The organism is bacterium endosymbiont of Bathymodiolus sp. 5 South, from assembly GCF_900128535.1.
Lineage (GTDB): Bacteria > Pseudomonadota > Gammaproteobacteria > PS1 > Pseudothioglobaceae > Thiodubiliella.
In genome coordinates, this window is record NZ_FQTR01000012.1 from 1 (window position 1) to 17,635 (window position 17,635).

At 38.2% G+C, this 17,635-nt stretch carries 18 protein-coding genes, 1 rRNA gene and 1 pseudogene; 12 read left to right on the forward strand and 8 right to left on the reverse strand.

The window, feature by feature from the left end; genetic code table 11:
* The 3 genes and pseudogenes from BBROOKSOX_RS02390 to pyrE form a co-directional block, all read right to left on the reverse strand.
* Positions 1-328: pseudogene (locus BBROOKSOX_RS02390) on the reverse strand (hypothetical protein); the annotation flags it as partial.
* Positions 329-360: 32 nt separating this feature from the next.
* Positions 361-738, reverse strand: a complete 378-nt coding sequence (locus BBROOKSOX_RS02395; RefSeq protein WP_139659590.1) for a hypothetical protein — start codon at positions 736-738, stop codon at positions 361-363.
* 289 nt (positions 739-1,027) lie between these two features.
* A complete protein-coding gene (gene pyrE, locus BBROOKSOX_RS02400) occupies positions 1,028-1,666 on the reverse strand; it encodes an orotate phosphoribosyltransferase (protein WP_139659591.1) in 639 nt (212 codons plus the stop codon).
* A 25-nt stretch (positions 1,667-1,691) separates the two neighbouring features.
* On the opposite strand from pyrE, the gene BBROOKSOX_RS02405 reads away from it, so the two are divergent.
* From BBROOKSOX_RS02405 to fabB, 10 genes are read left to right on the forward strand one after another with little or no spacing between them, the layout of a single operon-like run.
* A complete protein-coding gene (locus tag BBROOKSOX_RS02405; protein ID WP_139659592.1) occupies positions 1,692-2,462 on the forward strand; it encodes an exodeoxyribonuclease III in 771 nt (256 codons plus the stop codon).
* Positions 2,459-3,886: a tetratricopeptide repeat protein gene (locus BBROOKSOX_RS02410; protein WP_139659593.1), complete on the forward strand. Its 1,428-nt coding sequence runs from the start codon at positions 2,459-2,461 to the stop codon at positions 3,884-3,886. Before BBROOKSOX_RS02405 ends, BBROOKSOX_RS02410 begins: the two co-directional genes overlap by 4 nt.
* Positions 3,879-4,553, forward strand: coding sequence for a tRNA (guanosine(46)-N7)-methyltransferase TrmB (gene trmB, locus BBROOKSOX_RS02415; protein ID WP_139659594.1), 675 nt, complete (start codon positions 3,879-3,881; stop codon positions 4,551-4,553). The genes BBROOKSOX_RS02410 and trmB overlap by 8 nt, the downstream gene beginning before the upstream one ends.
* A gap of 5 nt (positions 4,554-4,558) precedes the next feature.
* Positions 4,559-4,999, forward strand: coding sequence for an FxsA family protein (locus BBROOKSOX_RS02420; RefSeq protein WP_139659595.1), 441 nt, complete (start codon positions 4,559-4,561; stop codon positions 4,997-4,999).
* On the forward strand, positions 4,987-6,189 hold the full coding sequence (locus tag BBROOKSOX_RS02425) for a bifunctional folylpolyglutamate synthase/dihydrofolate synthase (protein ID WP_139659596.1): 1,203 nt from the start codon (positions 4,987-4,989) through the stop codon (positions 6,187-6,189). The genes BBROOKSOX_RS02420 and BBROOKSOX_RS02425 overlap by 13 nt, the downstream gene beginning before the upstream one ends.
* A 52-nt stretch (positions 6,190-6,241) precedes the next feature.
* The gene (locus BBROOKSOX_RS02430) at positions 6,242-7,087 is read left to right on the forward strand and encodes a CvpA family protein (RefSeq protein WP_139659597.1); all 846 of its coding nucleotides are present in this window, start codon (positions 6,242-6,244) and stop codon (positions 7,085-7,087) included.
* Between the two features lie 10 nt (positions 7,088-7,097).
* Complete coding sequence (purF, locus tag BBROOKSOX_RS02435; protein WP_139659598.1) at positions 7,098-8,615, forward strand: amidophosphoribosyltransferase; 1,518 nt, start codon at positions 7,098-7,100, stop codon at positions 8,613-8,615.
* A 27-nt stretch (positions 8,616-8,642) separates the two neighbouring features.
* Complete coding sequence (locus BBROOKSOX_RS02440) at positions 8,643-9,800, forward strand: O-succinylhomoserine sulfhydrylase (RefSeq protein WP_139659599.1); 1,158 nt, start codon at positions 8,643-8,645, stop codon at positions 9,798-9,800.
* Between the two features lie 47 nt (positions 9,801-9,847).
* Positions 9,848-10,357, forward strand: a complete 510-nt coding sequence (gene fabA / locus BBROOKSOX_RS02445) for a 3-hydroxyacyl-[acyl-carrier-protein] dehydratase FabA (RefSeq protein ID WP_139659600.1) — start codon at positions 9,848-9,850, stop codon at positions 10,355-10,357.
* Entirely contained in the window at positions 10,357-11,574 is a 1,218-nt protein-coding gene (gene fabB, locus BBROOKSOX_RS02450) for a beta-ketoacyl-ACP synthase I (RefSeq protein ID WP_139659601.1), read from the forward strand. Before fabA ends, fabB begins: the two co-directional genes overlap by 1 nt.
* A 3-nt stretch (positions 11,575-11,577) precedes the next feature.
* On the opposite strand, the gene secF is transcribed toward fabB, so the two are convergent.
* From secF to serS, 4 genes are read right to left on the reverse strand one after another with little or no spacing between them, the layout of a single operon-like run.
* Entirely contained in the window at positions 11,578-12,498 is a 921-nt protein-coding gene (gene secF, locus BBROOKSOX_RS02455; protein WP_139659602.1) for a protein translocase subunit SecF, read from the reverse strand.
* Entirely contained in the window at positions 12,495-14,348 is a 1,854-nt protein-coding gene (secD, locus tag BBROOKSOX_RS02460; RefSeq protein ID WP_139659603.1) for a protein translocase subunit SecD, read from the reverse strand. The genes secF and secD overlap by 4 nt, the downstream gene beginning before the upstream one ends.
* Positions 14,349-14,360: 12 nt before the next feature.
* The gene (gene yajC, locus BBROOKSOX_RS02465; protein WP_139659604.1) at positions 14,361-14,696 is read right to left on the reverse strand and encodes a preprotein translocase subunit YajC; all 336 of its coding nucleotides are present in this window, start codon (positions 14,694-14,696) and stop codon (positions 14,361-14,363) included.
* Between the two features lie 18 nt (positions 14,697-14,714).
* On the reverse strand, positions 14,715-16,004 hold the full coding sequence (gene serS / locus BBROOKSOX_RS02470; RefSeq protein WP_139659605.1) for a serine--tRNA ligase: 1,290 nt from the start codon (positions 16,002-16,004) through the stop codon (positions 14,715-14,717).
* 81 nt (positions 16,005-16,085) lie between these two features.
* Here serS and BBROOKSOX_RS02475 point away from each other — a divergent pair, with 81 nt between their 5' ends.
* Both BBROOKSOX_RS02475 and BBROOKSOX_RS02480 read left to right on the forward strand, forming a co-directional pair.
* The gene (locus tag BBROOKSOX_RS02475; RefSeq protein ID WP_139659606.1) at positions 16,086-16,373 is read left to right on the forward strand and encodes a rhodanese-like domain-containing protein; all 288 of its coding nucleotides are present in this window, start codon (positions 16,086-16,088) and stop codon (positions 16,371-16,373) included.
* A 56-nt stretch (positions 16,374-16,429) separates the two neighbouring features.
* The gene (locus BBROOKSOX_RS02480) at positions 16,430-17,095 is read left to right on the forward strand and encodes a hypothetical protein (protein WP_139659607.1); all 666 of its coding nucleotides are present in this window, start codon (positions 16,430-16,432) and stop codon (positions 17,093-17,095) included.
* Between the two features lie 292 nt (positions 17,096-17,387).
* On the opposite strand, the gene rrf is transcribed toward BBROOKSOX_RS02480, so the two are convergent.
* A 5S ribosomal RNA gene (rrf, locus tag BBROOKSOX_RS02485) occupies positions 17,388-17,503 on the reverse strand.
* Between the last annotated feature and the right edge of the window lie 132 nt (positions 17,504-17,635).

Genomic DNA, 17,635 nt, shown 5'->3' on the forward strand with positions numbered 1-17,635 from the left:
TCATCCAAAATATTGGATAATTTACACCTGTTTTGTCAAATTCAGAGAAAATGCCTGTGTTTTGCTGAAGGCAGGGTTTGAATGGGGTGCATTTTTTTGGTTTTGATTGTGGGTTGGTTTGGGTGGTTCTATTTTTGGATTTGGGAGTATCGAAAGAGTCTGATTTTTTATTAGACACGCCTCCTAAATAATCAAGGCTTGCTTTTAGAATATTTTGAGCCTCGAAAAAATAAATTTCATTAACACTGTAGGTTTTATCTTTATCTAATTTTAGACCTGACAAATCGCCCCCATAAGTAGCATCGGCAATTTTGGTTTTGTCATTCATTAATTAATGTAGTTAAAAGATTAAAAATTAGACTAGTTGATCCACAAGCTTTTTTGGTGCTGGTGCAAAAAGCTATCTTTAGTTTGTTCTATCAATAAATTTAATTGCTCATTATCCAAACCTTGCTCTTCAAGTGATGAAGTATCTTGCACAAGAGAAACCATATACAAGGCTTTTTCTTTGGCCCTGTTTTGTTCCAGTTCATTTATACTGAGCACTTCATTGCCAGCAAAATCAAGCCCTAGTAGATGGGTGATACTTTCCATTGTAGATATTTTTACATCCTCACCTGCTAAAAAACGAGTGATGGTTCTATTCCCAAGATTTGATAATTTGGCGATATTATCAATGGTTAAGCCAATTTGTTTTTTTCTTTTTTGTACTCTTTTGAGTAAATCTAATCTAGTCATGACATGAGTTTTAATAAGTAAGTTGTTAATATTATGTCATAAGTGGCTAAAAAATAAAATTTATTTTCTAAAAAACTTCGATTTTTCAAAAGAATTAACTGTTTTTAACTTCCAAGTTATCTAAATAATCCGCATACCATTACATCATTTCCGTGCGTTTCTCTAAGTATTCAACACTGCTTCTTATTTCTATCTCTCCACCATATTTAAATAGCGCCTTATGGCGCTATTTTTTTATCTTATTAAATTTGATTGTTCTTTGATTTGCTACACAAAACTTTGTTTCAAATCAAACCCCGTACTGACGACGATAAGCTTCAATGCGCTCAATAAGTGCTTGGTCACTGCCTTGCTTTAAGTAATCAACAAGGTGTGATAAGCTAATAATACTTAATACCTGGATGCCGAAATTTTTCTCAACTTCTTGAATGGCTGAAGTGTCGCCCTTGCCTTTTTCCTGACGGTCAACCGCCACAATCACACCTTTGGCTTTAGCACCATTTGCACTGATAATATCCATCGCCTCACGAATGGCAGTACCGGCAGTAATAACATCGTCAATAATTAGAATATCGCCTACTAGCGGATGTCCGACAATATTGCCACCTTCACCGTGTGTTTTGGCTTCTTTACGATTAAAACTATAGGGTACATTTTTGTTAAAACTGTCGTTGAGTGCCATGGCAGCCGCGGTAGCTAATGGGATGCCTTTATAGGCAGGACCAAACAATACATCAAATTCTAGTTCGCTTGCTTGGATCGCTTGTGCATAAAAATTGCCTAATTTTGAAAGATGCTCACCCGTGTTAAACGCACCTGCATTAAAAAAATAGGGGCTAATGCGTCCAGATTTTAGCGTAAATTCGCCAAATTTCAGTGCGCCGATTTCTAACATAAAATCTACAAAGTCTTTTTGGTACTGTTGCATTCGTTATTCCTATAAAATTATTCCAATGAAAAGAATTATAACGACTAATGTTAATGGCATTCGCGCAGCTGAGAAAAAAGGTTTTTTTGACTGGATAAAAACCCAAGATGCAGATGTGGTTTGCCTACAAGAAATTAAGGCGCAAGAAGACCAGCTGGATGAGCTATTTTATCCAAAAGAATACCATTGCTACTACCAAAGTGCTGAGAAAAAAGGCTACTCTGGCACGGCAATTTTTAGCAAACAAGCGCCCACTCAAATCATTAAAGAGAGCCCGTGGGATGATATTAATTTTGAAGGACGATTTATTCAAGCTGACTTTAAAGATTTCTCGGTTATTTCAATTTACATACATTCAGGCAGCGCCAAACAAGAGCGCCAAGATTTAAAAATGGCATTTTTGAGCGAGCGATTCATGCCTTACTTACAAGAACTTAAAGCAAGCGGGCGCAAAGTAATTATTTGTGGTGATGTCAATATCGTGCATCAGGAAAGAGATATTAAAAACTGGAAAGCCAATCAAAAAAATTCAGGTTGTTTGCCACAGGAGCGCGCTTGGCTAGATGAATTATTCTTTGAAGTTGGCTTTATCGATGGCTTTCGTGAAGTTAACCAAGCATCACACCAATACACTTGGTGGAGTAATCGTGGACAATCATGGGCAAATAATGTCGGCTGGCGTATTGATTATCAAATCCTCACACCGAATCTCAAAGGTGCAGTTAAAAGCGCCAGTATTTATAAAGATGAACGCTTTTCTGACCATGCGCCACTTATTATGGATTATCAATTATGAAAAAAATTATAGTCATATTGTTACTTTTCTCACATAGCGCTTTATCCTTACCAGGAGATGGGAAGCTTGTGGCTACTCCTTATATAAAAGGCACTATTTACAATCAGATGGGGGCGTATCAAGAGGCTGTTAGTGTTTTTAAAGAAGTTTTAAATGCTGAGCCCAATAATGACAAGGCATACTATCAAATGGGTGTCTCTTATTTGGCACTTAGACAACAAGATAAAGCCATTAATGCTTTTGAAAAATCTATTGAAATTAATCCTAAAAATCCCAATCCTTATCTCTATATTAGCGTAATTTATCTTGAGAAAAAACAATACAAAAAAACCTTAAAGCTGTATCAACGCGCCAACAAAATCATACCTAATAATCGGGATTTTTATTATAATATTGGTGTCATTCAGGAAACACTTGGCAAAAATACCAAAGCAGTTGAAGCCTACAAAAAATCTATTGAAATTAAACCAAAATTTGATTCATATTACCGAATAGGCATTGTTTACAGTAAGTTAAAACAATATCAAAAATCCCTTGATGCCTACCAGAAGGCTACTAATATCAATAATTTAATTGCCGAAGTTTATTTTAGAATAGGGCGTACTTACGAAATCATGGCGCAATACCAAAAAGCTATTGACTCTTATCAAATAGCAGTAAGTCTTGATCAAAAAAATCCTATTACTTATGAGGCGTTAGGTTTTAGTTATTACGACTTAAAACAATATAAAAAAGCACTTTCCGCTTTTCAAAAAGTACTTAAAATCAAACCAAAAGACTATATGACTTATCAAACAATTGCTCACATCTACAATAAGTTGGAGCAATATAAAAACGCAATCAGTGCGCTTCAAAAAGTAATTAAAATCAAACCTGATGAATATGTCTCTTACCATGACATAGCGTATGCTTACTTCACACTGAAACAATATAAAAAAGCGCTTAAAATCCTCAAACAACTTATTAAGTTAGATCCTAATAATCAACAAGAAACCTTTAATGAAATGGGTGTTATGTATGGCAGGATAAATCAATATAATAAGGCTAAAATATATTATCAAAAATCCATTGAAAAATCGTCTAAAACAAATTACGACCCTTATCTTAATCTATTTGAAATATCATTAATTACAAAAAAACCCTTCGAAAAATATTTAGCAACAGAATTCAAACAATTGTTTAAAAATAACAAAACAGCCATGATGCAATATGCATCACTGTTAATACTTAAACTGATTGATACTAAAAACTACAATCAAGAAAAAATAGAGGCACTTTTGTCTGATTTTAGGCGCAAGTATGCAGGACTGTCTTTTGTTGGTTGGCATTGGGGTCTTTTAGAAAAATGGATTAACACTAAAGCCGATAACAAGCAAGCCTTACAATCAGCAGTCACATTTTTTAAAAAATTTGACAATGACTAATTTACGAAAAATCCAAAGTTTTGTAAAACGCTCTGGCAGATTAACCCCTGCACAAGAAAAAGGATTAACTGAGTTGTGGGATGATTATGCGATTGAACCACAAGGCGTGTTAGACTTTGCTAAGATTTTTAGTAATACTCATGATGTGGTATTAGAGATTGGTTTTGGCAATGGCGATACGCTGGTAGAAATGGCACAGGCAAACCCAGCATTAAATTATGTAGGCATTGAGGTCTATGAGGCAGGGATTGGGCGCTTGATTAATAGCGCACATATCAAACAACTAAATAATTTGAAAGTGATGAGGGGTGACGCAGTTGAGTTTTTAAGTGATAATATTGCCGATAATTCTTTGGCTAGATTTCAGTTGTTTTTTCCTGACCCTTGGCATAAGAAAAAACACCATAAACGCCGAATTGTGCAACAAGATTTTTTGAATTTACTTGCTAAAAAATTAAAAATTGGTAGTGTTTGCCACATGGCAACGGATTGGCAAGACTATGCGCAACAAATGATGGAAATGTTAGAGACAAATAAAAACTTTAAAAACACACAAAGCGCCCATATATACACTCCAAGACCTGAGTTTCGTCCTTTGAGCAAGTTTGAAAAACGCGGCAATAGATTAGGGCACGGCATTTGGGATTTAATTTTTACTCATAGGTAACTAATATGCTATTTCCAATTTTTGTTATTGCAACACTTGCAGAATTATATGTGCTGATGACAATCGGCAGCTCAATTGGCGCAGGTAACACGATTTTACTGGTTGTTATCACGGCATTTATCGGTTCTTACTTATTAAAACAACAAGGACTTTCTACACTAAAAAAAGTACAAATAGCGGCTGCTCAAGGAAACAACCCATCATTTGAAATGTTAGAGGGTGTGGTGATTATGGTATCGGGTATATTACTGCTAACGCCTGGATTTATCACAGATTCTATTGGTTTGTTAGGGCTAATACCTTGGAGTCGAGCATTTTTTCTGACGCATTTTTTGGAGAAAAATGCCAAGAGAGTTTTCACCACAGCGCAAACACAAAAGCCAAGAAAGCAACAAAAAACAATGAAAAACGATGACACCATTGAGGGTGAATTTTGGGAAGACTAGAGGACGCCCTTGAAACACTGGATGATTGGCTAAGTTACCAAGAAAACCTGCATACAAAAGAAATTGATTTAGGACTGGAACGCGTCCAAAAAATTTATCAAAAACTCTTCCCGCAAGGTATGCCTTTTAAAGTCATCACAGTTGCAGGGACAAACGGCAAAGGCTCAACTATTGCTTTTATTGATAACATCTATCAACAGGCAAATATCAAAGTTGCTAAGTTTACCTCGCCACATATTCTTAGATACAACGAGCGCTTTGTGATCAATGGCGTGCAAGCTAGCGATAAGAAAATATGCACAGCATTTAAAACAATTGAACAAGCGCGGGGCAATACTGCTTTAACTTATTTTGAGTTTTCTACTTTAGCTGCACTCCTTATTTTTACTAATGAGAAAGTGGATATTGCCGTGTTAGAAATCGGGCTAGGAGGGCGACTTGATTCTGTCAATGTGGTGGATAGCAATGTGGGGGTGATTACTAACATTGAGCTTGACCATATCGATTATTTGGGTAACACGCGTGAAAAAATCGGCTTGGAAAAATCTGGCATTATGCGTAAAAATATCCCCTGCATCTGTGGTGACTCAAACCCACCAAGTGCAATTGCCCAATATGCTAAGCATTGTGGTGCATTGCTAAGCTTTGTTAATACGCCTTATCTTGGTAAGATTGGCTTGTCGGGGGAGCACCAAAAAACCAATGCTGCACTTGCGATTGCAGCGGTTAATAAATTGCAATCTGTCTTCTCTGTCAATCAAAATCAACACGCTCAAGGCATTGAAAAAACCAAATTATCGGCTCGCTTCCAAGTCAAAACCATTCAGGATAAAACGGTTATATTAGATGTTGCTCACAATGCAGCGGCAGTGCAGACTTTGACTGATGAACTTAAGAAAAATAAACAACCCACTATCGCTATTTTTTCTGCATTACAGGATAAAGACATCAAATCAATGATTGATATTGTTACACCACTTATTGATGAGTGGTTACTGCCTCCTTTGCAAGTTAATCGAGCAATCGCTATGCAAGATTTAACGCAAAAATTTAGTTTATCAAGCAAAATCAAAGTCTGCAACGATATGTCATCGGCAATTCATCAAGCGTTTAACGCCAAACAAGTTAGGCGCATTGTTATCTTTGGCTCTTTTCACATTGTTGCCGATGCACTCAAAGTGCTTGAATAATGCATGATAAAATCTTGTAAAATCATCCGTAAACAATGACAAAAAAATAATAATGGAAGAAATTAGCGCAAATATTAGTGAGGTAATCGGATTGTTAGTTTGGTCTGATTGGCTAACAATGATAACCTTAATCGTCTTTATTGGACTTGGCGTTAAGCGTGGATTGGTCATAGGAGTCGTTGACTTGTTATTTTTAATAGTTGCCACCTTTGGCGCTTGGTTGTTCTATGAAAAACTCTCTCATCTGGCAATGATCAGATGGATACTAGACGCTCAACAATCACAACTTGCGTTTGCTTTTGGTATTATTTTTGTTGCTGTTTTGGCGGTTAAAAAAACAATGTATCAGTTAATCAACATTCCATCAAGCATTAACCCTTGTACACTCAACAAAACCTTTGCTTTATTGACACTTTTCACGCTCAACTTATTTGTCAGTTGGCACTACACCAACTCTCTTAACAGTTTTGAACTAATAGCGCACTTTGTTAGTAACACTGCACTGCAAGTTGAACTGTCATTTATGCTCGTATTCGTCACCATTGCTGGCGTTGCCTTACTCTTAAAACATACCTTTAATATTTCAATCAACTCACATGAGCCTTGTGCTTTAGAATCATTTTTTAGAACCCTTTTAAAGGGCTTACATAGCATTAGTGCTGCATTTAATATGTGTGAGGCTAACACCCCGATGAGAAAAACAGGAGGCGCTGTTATTGGGCTGATTAAAGGTTTTGTATTCATTGTTATGCTCGTTTTGGTATTGCAAAATGTTGACTTTATATCAAAACAAGTTTTTTGGACTGAGTCTCAAAGTCTGTTTAAAGTCTTGCAAGATATAACTGCAAACATTAAAGTTGAATTAGCAGACTATTTATTATTTATCAAAAAATATTAAGGAATAACTTATGTGCGGTATTGTTGGAATCTTATCTACCACTAAAAAAGACACAGCAATTTATATTTATGATGCGCTAACCATCCTACAACACCGTGGGCAAGATGCCGCTGGTATTGTTACCTCTCACAAAGGTCGTTTTTATATGCGTAAGTCAAATGGCTTAGTTAGAAACGCTTTTAGATCCAAACATATGGCTGGACTGTTAGGTGATATGGGTATTGGTCATGTGCGCTACCCAACTGCAGGCAGCTCTTCTGGTGCGGAAGCGCAACCTTTTTATGTAAATTCACCTTACGGCATTGCATTTGCACATAACGGCAATCTTACCAATACTAAAAAACTAGAACAAGAATTATTTGAACAAGACTTGCGTCATATCAACACCAATTCTGATTCTGAAATCCTACTCAATGTATTTGCTGGTGAACTGGGAAAATTAGAAAAACAACGCATTAATGAAAAGGATATTTTTACCTCAATTACTCAAGTGCACAAGCGTGTGCGTGGTGCTTATGCAGCAGTTGGCATGATTCCAGGTTACGGTATTTTTGGCTTTCGTGACCCAAATGGCATTCGTCCACTTATTTTAGGAAAACGCACCACAAATGGGGGCACTAAATACATGCTTGCTTCAGAGAGTGTCGCACTCACCGCATTGGGTTATGAAATCACTCGAGATATTACACCTGGTGAAGCCATTGTTATTGATAGACAGGGTAATATTTTTACACAACAATGCGCAAGCGCAAGTAAGTATTCACCTTGTATCTTTGAATTTGTATACTTTGCCCGTCCAGACTCAGTGATTGACAATATTTCAGTCTATAAATCGCGCCTGAGAATGGGTGAAAAATTAGCAGCAAAAATCCAACAAGAGTGGTCTAATGAAAAAATTGATGTCGTTATCCCAATCCCTGATACTTCAAGAGTGTCGGCGCTACAATTAGCACAAAAACTCAAAGTGAAATACTCCGAAGGTTTGATTAAGAATCGCTATATTGCACGCACTTTTATTATGCCTGGACAAAAACAGAGAAAAAAATCTGTGCGCCAAAAATTAAGCACTATTGAACTTGAATTTAAAGGTAAAAATGTTCTATTGGTTGATGATTCTATCGTGCGCGGCACCACCAGTCAGCAAATTGTGCAAATGGCGCGTGATGCTGGTGCTAAAAAAGTATTTTTTGCCTCGGCTGCTCCTGCAGTGCGTTACCCCAATGTTTACGGCATTGATATGGCAAGCAATAAAGAATTTATTGCACACAATAAAAACACTGATGAAGTTTGCCAAGCCATTGGTGCTGACAAACTTATTTATCAAAATTTAGACGACTTACTTTGGTGTGTACAGCAAGGAAATGCAAACATCACAGAATTTGACTGTTCTTGTTTTAACGGCAAATATGTCACCGGCGATATTGACAAAAACTATTTACAAGACATTGAAGATTTACGCTCTGATGATGCTAAACAACAAAATGACACCAATGCAAGTTCAGAATTAATCTGTAATGATGTAGAATAGGCACTATTTTGACGATTACTACCTAGCATGAAAGACCTGCAATTTGATACTAAAGCCATCCGCGAAGGCTATCAAGCCACTAACGAACAAGAGCACTCTGAAGCTATTTTTCTAACTTCCAGTTTTAAATTTGACTCTGCAGAACAAGCAGCAGCTCGCTTTTCTAAAGAAGAGCCTGGTAACATCTATGCGCGTTTTACCAACCCTACGGTGGATGCTTTTGAAAGAAAATTAGCCGCACTTGAGGGTGCGCAAGCCTGCGTAGCAACTGCATCTGGCATGGCAGCGATTTTTGCCACGATTATGGCATTGGTTAAATCAGGCGACCATATTGTAGCTTCACGCAATATGTTTGGCACCTCGATTGTGATGCTCAATACCATTGTTAGCAAGTTTGATATTGCTATTAGTTATGTTGATTTAAGTGACTTATCGCAGTGGGAATCATCGATTAAAAGCAATACAAGGTTGTTTTTATTAGAAACGCCTTCTAATCCGTTGGGTGAGGTGGTTGATATTGCTGCATTGAGTAAAATCAGCCAAACCCATGATATTTTACTGGCCGTGGATAATGCGATTTTATCGCCGGCACTACAAACGCCCATCAAATTAGGTACTGATATTGTCATCCACTCAGCAACAAAATATATTGATGGGCAAGGGCGCTGTCTAGCAGGTGCAGTATTAGGCAGTGAAAAAATTATTGAGCAAGTGGCTAGTTTTACTCGTGCAACAGGACCTAGCCTAAGCGCCTTTAATGCATGGATTGTGTTAAAAGGTTTGGACACGCTTAGCCTTAGAATGAACGCACACTGTGAGAATGCACTCAAAGTTGCAACTTGGCTAGAAAACCAACCACAAGTAGCAAAAGTGCACTATTTAGGTTTGAACTCTCATCCACATCACTCGCTTGCAAAAACACAACAATCAGGGTTTGGTGGCATCGTATCATTTGAAGTTAAGGGCGGGAAAGCAGCAGCATTCAAACTGATTAACGCCGTAGAAATATTCTCTATTACTGCCAATTTAGGTGATACAAAATCTACCATTACCCACCCAGCAACCACCACACACGGTCGCCTAAGTGATGAAGAAAAAACCAATGCCAATATTGCTGATGGACTCGTCCGCCTTTCGATAGGACTAGAAGACCCTGATGATTTAATAGCAGATATAAAAATCTAATCTAAATCAGGTATAATTCTCAAAAAATATTTGACAAACAAAAAACTATGCAAAACTCTTTTTCTTACGAAGAACTCATCAAATGCGGTAACGGCGAATTGTTCGGCTCCGGCAATGCACAATTACCTCAGCCACCAATGCTGATGTTTGACCGTATCACTCATATTTCAAATGAAGGTGGAGAATACGGCAAAGGTGAAATTGTTGCAGAGTTAGACATTAATCCTGATTTATGGTTTTTTAAATGTCATTTTAATGACGATCCTGTGATGCCAGGTTGTTTAGGTATTGATGCTATGTGGCAACTGGTTGGCTTTTATTTAGGCTGGTTAGGTGGTCCTGGTCGTGGTCGTGCCTTAGGTTCAGGTAATATTAAATTTACAGGTCAAGTATTGCCAAGCGCTAAGAAAGTAACTTACAGAATTAATTTATCTCGCGTAATTGCGCGAAAATTGTATATGGGCGTTGCCGACGCAACAATGGCAGTTGATGGTGAAGTTATCTACGAGGCCACCAATTTAAAAGTGGGTTTATTCACTGATACTAGCAAAATGTAATGAACAGAGTTGTTGTCACAGGAATGGGGATTGTTTCTAGTTTGGGCGCAAATTGTGCAGAAGTGTTATCCTCTTTAAAAACTGCAAAATCAGGCATTAAATTTAATGAAACTCAGGCGGCTATGGGGCTTCGTTCGCATGTATCTGGTACTGTCGCTGAGATAGATCCTGACGAAATCATTGATAGAAAAATGAAACGCTTCATGGCAGATGCCGCTATCTATAATGCTGTTGCATTAGATGAGGCCATCAAGCAATCTGGGTTAACTGAAGCACAAGTCTCTGACCCACGCACAGGGCTTATTATGGGTTCTGGTGGCGCCAGTAATCAAAATGTCGTGGAAGCTGCAGATATCTTAAGAGAAAAAGGCATTAAGCGTGTTGGCCCTTACCGTGTGCCGCGTACCATGGGCTCAACGACTTCTGCTTGTTTGTCTACTCTGTTCAAAATCAAAGGTATTAATTACTCAATCAGTTCTGCCTGTTCAACCAGCGCACATTGTATTGGCAATGCGATGGAACAAATTCAGCTGGGTAAGCAAGATGTGGTGTTTGCTGGTGGCGGTGAAGAGCTAAATTGGTCACTGACCATGCTATTTGATGCCATGGGTGCATTGTCTTCTAAATACAATGAAAGCCCTACGCAAGCCTCTCGTGCCTTTGATGCAGACCGCGATGGTTTTGTCATTTCTGGTGGTGGTGGCGCATTGGTTTTAGAATCTTTAGAACATGCTCAAACTCGTGGGGCAACGATTCTTGCCGAATTAACGGGTTATGGTGCAACTTCAGATGGTCATGATATGGTTGCACCATCAGGCGAAGGCGCTAAACGCTGTATGGAGCTCGCTATTTCAACCGTTGATGGACCAATTGACTATATCAATGCACATGGCACTTCAACCCCTGTGGGCGACGCCAAGGAGCTTGGCGCTATTAAAGCAGTATTTGGTGATAATATCCCAAACATTGGTTCAACTAAGTCACTCTCAGGTCATGCATTGGGTGCAGCTGGCGTGAATGAATCAATTTACTCATTACTTATGCTACAAAATGATTTTATGGCAGAATCTATCAATATCAATACTTTGGATGAAGCAGCAGAAGGCATGCCAATTGTTCAAACAACAACCAAACAAACGCTTAATCGCGTGATGTCAAACAGTTTTGGTTTTGGTGGTACTAACGCTTGTTTAGTATTTGAAAAGTTTAAGAAATAAGCTTTAAGGGCGATTGTCAATCGCTTGTTCTTCTTTCTCCGAAGGTAGCAAATCTTGCTTGCTAATGCCAAGCGCTAAAATCATTGAACTTGCCACATAAATTGATGAATAAGTACCCACCACCACACCGATTAACAATGCTAGGGCAAAACTGTGAATAACCTCACCACCTAAGAAGAACAATGCCAACAACACCAATAGCGTTGTGATTGAAGTCATGAGTGTTCTAGAAAGTGTTTGATTAAGTGCGCCGTTGATAATTTTTACAGGATCTGTATGTCGAGTTGATAAAAAGTTCTCACGAATACGGTCAAACACAACAATGGTGTCATTCAACGAATAGCCAATCACCGCTAAAATTGCAGCCAATACCGTTAAATCAAATTCTATTTGCAAGAGTGAGAATATACCCAAGGTAATAATGACATCATGAATAAGCGCTGCAATCGAGCCTAGGGCAAAACGATATTCAAAACGAAACGCGACATAAATCAAGATACCAATAAGCGCATACAGCATTGCCAAACCACCGTCATTGGTTAACTCTTCACCCACTTTAGGACCAACAAATTCCACACGACGAATATCCACATCATCACCTAACAAATAAATAATCTTAGAGCTAAGTTTTGCACTGGAAATAGATTGTGGCTCAAGACGAATGAGAATTTCTTTGGTTGAGCCAAAATATTGTACATTAACCCCTTTAAACTTTGCTTCACTAAGTGTGGCTCTCACATCAGCCAAATCAACATCTCTTTGATAGCCCACTTCAAGCAAAGTACCGCCAGTGAAATCAATACCAAATTTTAAGCCATTGATCGACAGTGAAAATATTGAGACAACAATCAACAGTAATGAAAAAATAATCGCATAAATGCGTTTACCGACAAAATCAATTTTAGGAACATTTAACGCTTTCATATTGACAACTCCTTAGTTTTTTTACCGCCATAAATTTTATTAATAATGGCTCTGGAAACAATAATCGCTGTAAACATTGAGGTGATAATACCAATCGACAAGGTGATGGCAAAACCCTTAATTGGACCGGTGCCAAAACCAAACAATACTAGTGCTGCAATCAATGTGGTAATATTTGCATCTGCAATGGTTAAAATAGCCTTGTCATAACCGCTTGAAATGGCTTCTTGAATATTGCTATTTAAGCCTAATTCTTCCTTGATACGCTCAAAAATAAGCACATTAGCATCCACCGCCATACCCACAGTCAGCACGATGCCCGCAATACCTGGCAAAGTCAAGGTAGCCTGCAATAGGGAAAGTGCTGCAACAATCATAACCAAATTAAATGTCAAGGCAATATTGGCTACCAATCCAAATACACGATAACGCATGACCATAAATATTAACACCAACATAAACCCAACAATAACACTCAGAACGCCTTTTGCAATATTGTCTGCGCCTAAGCTTGGACCAATAGTACGCTCTTCAATAATCTCAATAGGGGCTGAAAGCGAACCTGCTCTGAGTAATAATGACAAATTACGCGCCGCTCTACCGCTATCAATACCCGTAATTTGGAAGCGTGATGAGAATGTACCCTGAATAGTGGCAGCGTTAATGATATCTTTGGTAGTGGTGCGTTTTTTAATAGTCTTGCCATTTTTGGTGATGGTTTCTACCTTGTTTTCGATAAACACTACCGCCATACGATGGTGCAAATATTTTTTAGTGGTGTCTAACATTGCACGACCGCCAATACTGTCCAAAGTGATGTTCACCATTGGCGTGCTACTCTCTTGATCAACGCCCGAAGCTGCACCAGTAATATTTTCACCGGTAGCAATTACTCTATTTTTTAACAATAAAGGCCTGCCATCTTTGAAGTAATAAAGCTTTGAGCCAATTGGCACTCTACCTGATCGAATGGCGGTTTGTGGATCGTTCTTCTCGTCCACCATTCTAAACTCCAAAGTAGCTACTGCCCCTAAAATTTCTTTGGCTCTTGCGGTATCTTGCACCCCTGGCAACTGCACCACAATACGCTCTAAACCTTGTTGTTGAATAATGGGCTCTGCCACGCCTAACTCATTAACACGATTTCTCAGTGTGGTAATGTTTTGCTTTAACGCATTTTTTTTGGCATCTCTTTTGGCGCTATCACTAATAACAAGGTGAATGGACAACTCATCTTTATTGTTGCTCTCTAGCACAACTAAATCGCTCAATTCTGAACTAATAATTTTTAATGCCCTGTCCTTTGAATCGGCAGTTTTAAGGCGAATAACGATACGCTCATCTTCTTTCTTAATACTCTTGTATAGGCGCTCAGCACGCAACAGTGTACGCAACTCGTTATAGTGCTTATCAATCGACACTGCCATTACCGCATGCATATCTACTTCTAATAAAAAATGCACACCACCGCGTAAATCCAAACCAAGCGACATTGCCTTACCGCCTAAATTAGACAACCATAATGGCACTGAAGGCGCAAGATTAAGTGCCACGACATAGTTACGCCCTAACGCTGTTTTTAGCGTATCTTTGGCAGACAGTTGGCTGGCATTATCATCAAAACGCACCAGAATACGGCGGTTTGATAAAGCAGCTGATTTGTAATTAACACCTTTACTTTTTAGCGTGTCAGTGATTTTATCTAAATCAGATTTAGCAATAAGCTTGTCGCCAGCACTTGACACTTGCACTGCCAAATCTGAGCCAAAAATATTTGGCAAGGCGTATAAAACAGAAAGTAATAAGAAGAAGGCAATTAATGCATTCTTCAAGCTAGAATATTGATTCATATTAGAGTATCCTTAAGATTTAGTGCTACCTTTAGGCATCTTTTGATTAATGCCTTGCTTTTGCACCTTAACTACCACACCACTAGCAATTTCAACCGTAGCAAAAGATTCATCAACCGACTTTACTGTGCCAACTATACCGCCATTGGTTACAATTTCGTCACCGGCCTTTAATGCACCTAATAATGCCTTATGGGCTTTTGCGCGTTTTTGCTGTGGTCTAATAAGTAAAAAATACATAACCACAAACAAAAGCACCAGTGGTATTAATTGACTCAAAGCAGATGGGTCTGCATTAATGCCTTCGGCAGCGTATGCGGGTGATATGATTAAGTCTAATAAGTTCATTTTTTCTCCTAAAGTCAGTTATTTAATAATGGTACTGCCGCCCATGTATTTGTGCAACACATCGGGTATTTTAATACTTTTGTCAGCCTGCTGGTGATTTTCTAACACCGCAACCAAAGTTCTACCTACTGCCAAACCTGAACCATTCAAAGTATGGAGTAGTTCCGACTTGTTGGTTTCTGGATTTTTCCATCTTAACTGTAAACGACGTGCCTGAAAAGCTTCAAAACAAGAACAAGAGGAAATCTCTCTATAAGCGTTTTGTCCTGGCAACCATACTTCTAAATCATAAGTTTTAGCCGCTGAAAAACCCAAGTCACCGGCACACAAATTAACCTTGCGGTAGGGTAGTTCTAATGCTTGCAAAATACCTTCAGCATGACCAGTAAGCTCTTCTAATGCCTGATAAGAATCCTGTGCTTTAACAACTTGTACCATTTCTACTTTTTCAAACTGATGCTGACGAATCAAACCACGCGTATCGCGACCATAAGCACCCGCCTCAGAGCGAAAACTTGGCGTGTGACCGACAAATTTAATTGGCAATTCACTCTCTTTGACTATTCTGTCACGCATGATGTTGGTGATTGGCACCTCACCTGTGGGTATCAAGTACAAAGATTTTGCCTCACCCTCTTCGCCATGCAAACTGGTTTTAAACAAATCTGCTTCAAACTTAGGCAACTGCCCTGTGCCAGTTAATGACTGCGCATTGACTAAATAAGGCACATAAGCCTCGGTATAACCATTGTTCTTAGTGTGATGGTCCAACATAAACTGGGTTAAAGCCCTGTGCAATCTTGCAATTTTTCCCGTCATTACGCAAAATCTACTGCCAGCAATCTTGGCAGCCGTTTCAAAATCTAAGCCGTACAACGCACCCAAATCAACATGGTCTTTTACTTCAAAATCATACTGACCTGGCTCACCCCATTTTGACACTTCAACATTATCCTCTTCAGAGTTTCCTGCTGGCACTGACTCATGTGGAATATTTGGCAACCCCATAACAATTGTGTCAATCTCTGCTTGAATACCTTGCAACTCGGTTTTTGCTGCATCAAGCTTATCACCTAAGTCAGCAACTGCATTTAATAATGGTTTGATATCTTCACCAACTGCCTTCGCTTTACCAATCGATTTTGATTGTGTGTTGCGACAATTTTGTAATTCTTGTGTTTCAATCTGATTCTTTTTACGCCTGTCTTCTAAAGCAGACAATGCGCTAGCATCAAAAGAGAAGTTGCGCTTCTTGAGTGCCACTTCAATTACTTTAATATCATTTCTTAATTGCTTTTTACTTAACATAAGTATATAATAGTTCTCTTATATAGATTGAATACCCTGCGCAAGGTGTGTTCACTTACAAATCATTTAAGGAATTATACTATGTTCAACTCATTCTCAGGCAAAGATGCTTGTAAACTTTTAGCTGATGGTGCTCAATTAGTTGATGTACGCTCAAGCTCTGAATTTTCTCAAGGCGCACTGCCAAACGCAATCAATTTGCCCCTACAATCTATCATGAATGCGAAGAACATTCTTAATCAAGATACGGCTATTGTTTTGTATTGTGTCACAGGCGCTCGCTCCTCAACTGCTAAAAATTATTTAGTGCAAATGGGTTTTAATGATGTGAATGATCTAGGTTCTTTTCGCAACTACAACTGTGAATGAGCAACTAGACTTTGTTGTTTGTCTAAAGCCATAGACTTATACGGTAAACTGTTTGTATGCGTGTAAAGAGCAAATGGCACAAAACCCAAGTTAAAACCATTGAAGATATCGGTGGCGCAATGGCGTTCATTTGTTGGCGCATTACCAAAAACCATCTTGAGGATTTAATCAATGAAGGCTTTGTCATTGAAAAAGAACAAGTCTTTGATGTAATTGCTGAATATTTATGCTTTCTTATTCAATCCATCGACCGCCTTGTATTTAAAACACTCAGCAACGAACAACGACAAGAACTGATTCACAAATTAGCAAAACAATCTGCTTTTTATTATCAAGAAAACAAAACCGAGCGCATCGGTGAAGGCAACCATTGGAAAGTATTTATCAATACTTACAATCAACGCTCGCAAGATTATTCAGACTACGGCTTTATCGGCAATGAACCCGACTACCGCTTTTTAAGATACTTTGGTGAAAAAATCAAACTCGCCATGACCGATGTTGATTCAAGCTGGATTGTGCAACAAATGGTTGAAATCCAAGCACCAAAAGCCTTTAAAAAAATCGCTCAAAGTGTTGATGACCTAGTATCTGTTGATAAAATCATTTCTAAAGAAGAGAAAGCCAAGCAAAAAAAAGAAAAAGTCCCTCGCTCTAAACGCGAATCAACACGCAAAGATTTGCAATACAAGAATAAATCCTCAAGCGATCACATTGTTTAAAAACAATAAATATTGATTGGAAGAATTTTAACTTCTTTATCTATCTTTATTGTTGCCGTGGTTTTTTTATCTAGTTAAATCAATAGCTTCTTCAACATTATCAAACCCATCAATTATTGCCATAATTTTTAATAATTAAAAAACAATAGATAAAAAAATACCCCAACACTTATAAAGTATTGAGGTATTTTGTGGCATTTTTGAAATTTCACAATGCAGATTATAAGAAGTTTAGTAAAACTAAACGACTGTAAATCTAACACCGTAAAAGCCAAAAATAGCCGAAATTAAAGCCTAGCAATGTCCTACTCTCACATGGGGAGACCCCACACTACCATCGGCGCTAAGTGGTTTCACTACTGAGTTCGGGATGGGATCAGGTGGGTCACACTCGCTATTGTCACTAAGCAAACTGGTTTTTTATTTGCGCCCAGCGCAAATAAAATAATTAAAAAGTTTTTATACCTTGGTTATTACTAACCAGCAAGATATAACAATTAATACATTATTAAAGTTTGAACACTTACTCAGTGTATTGCA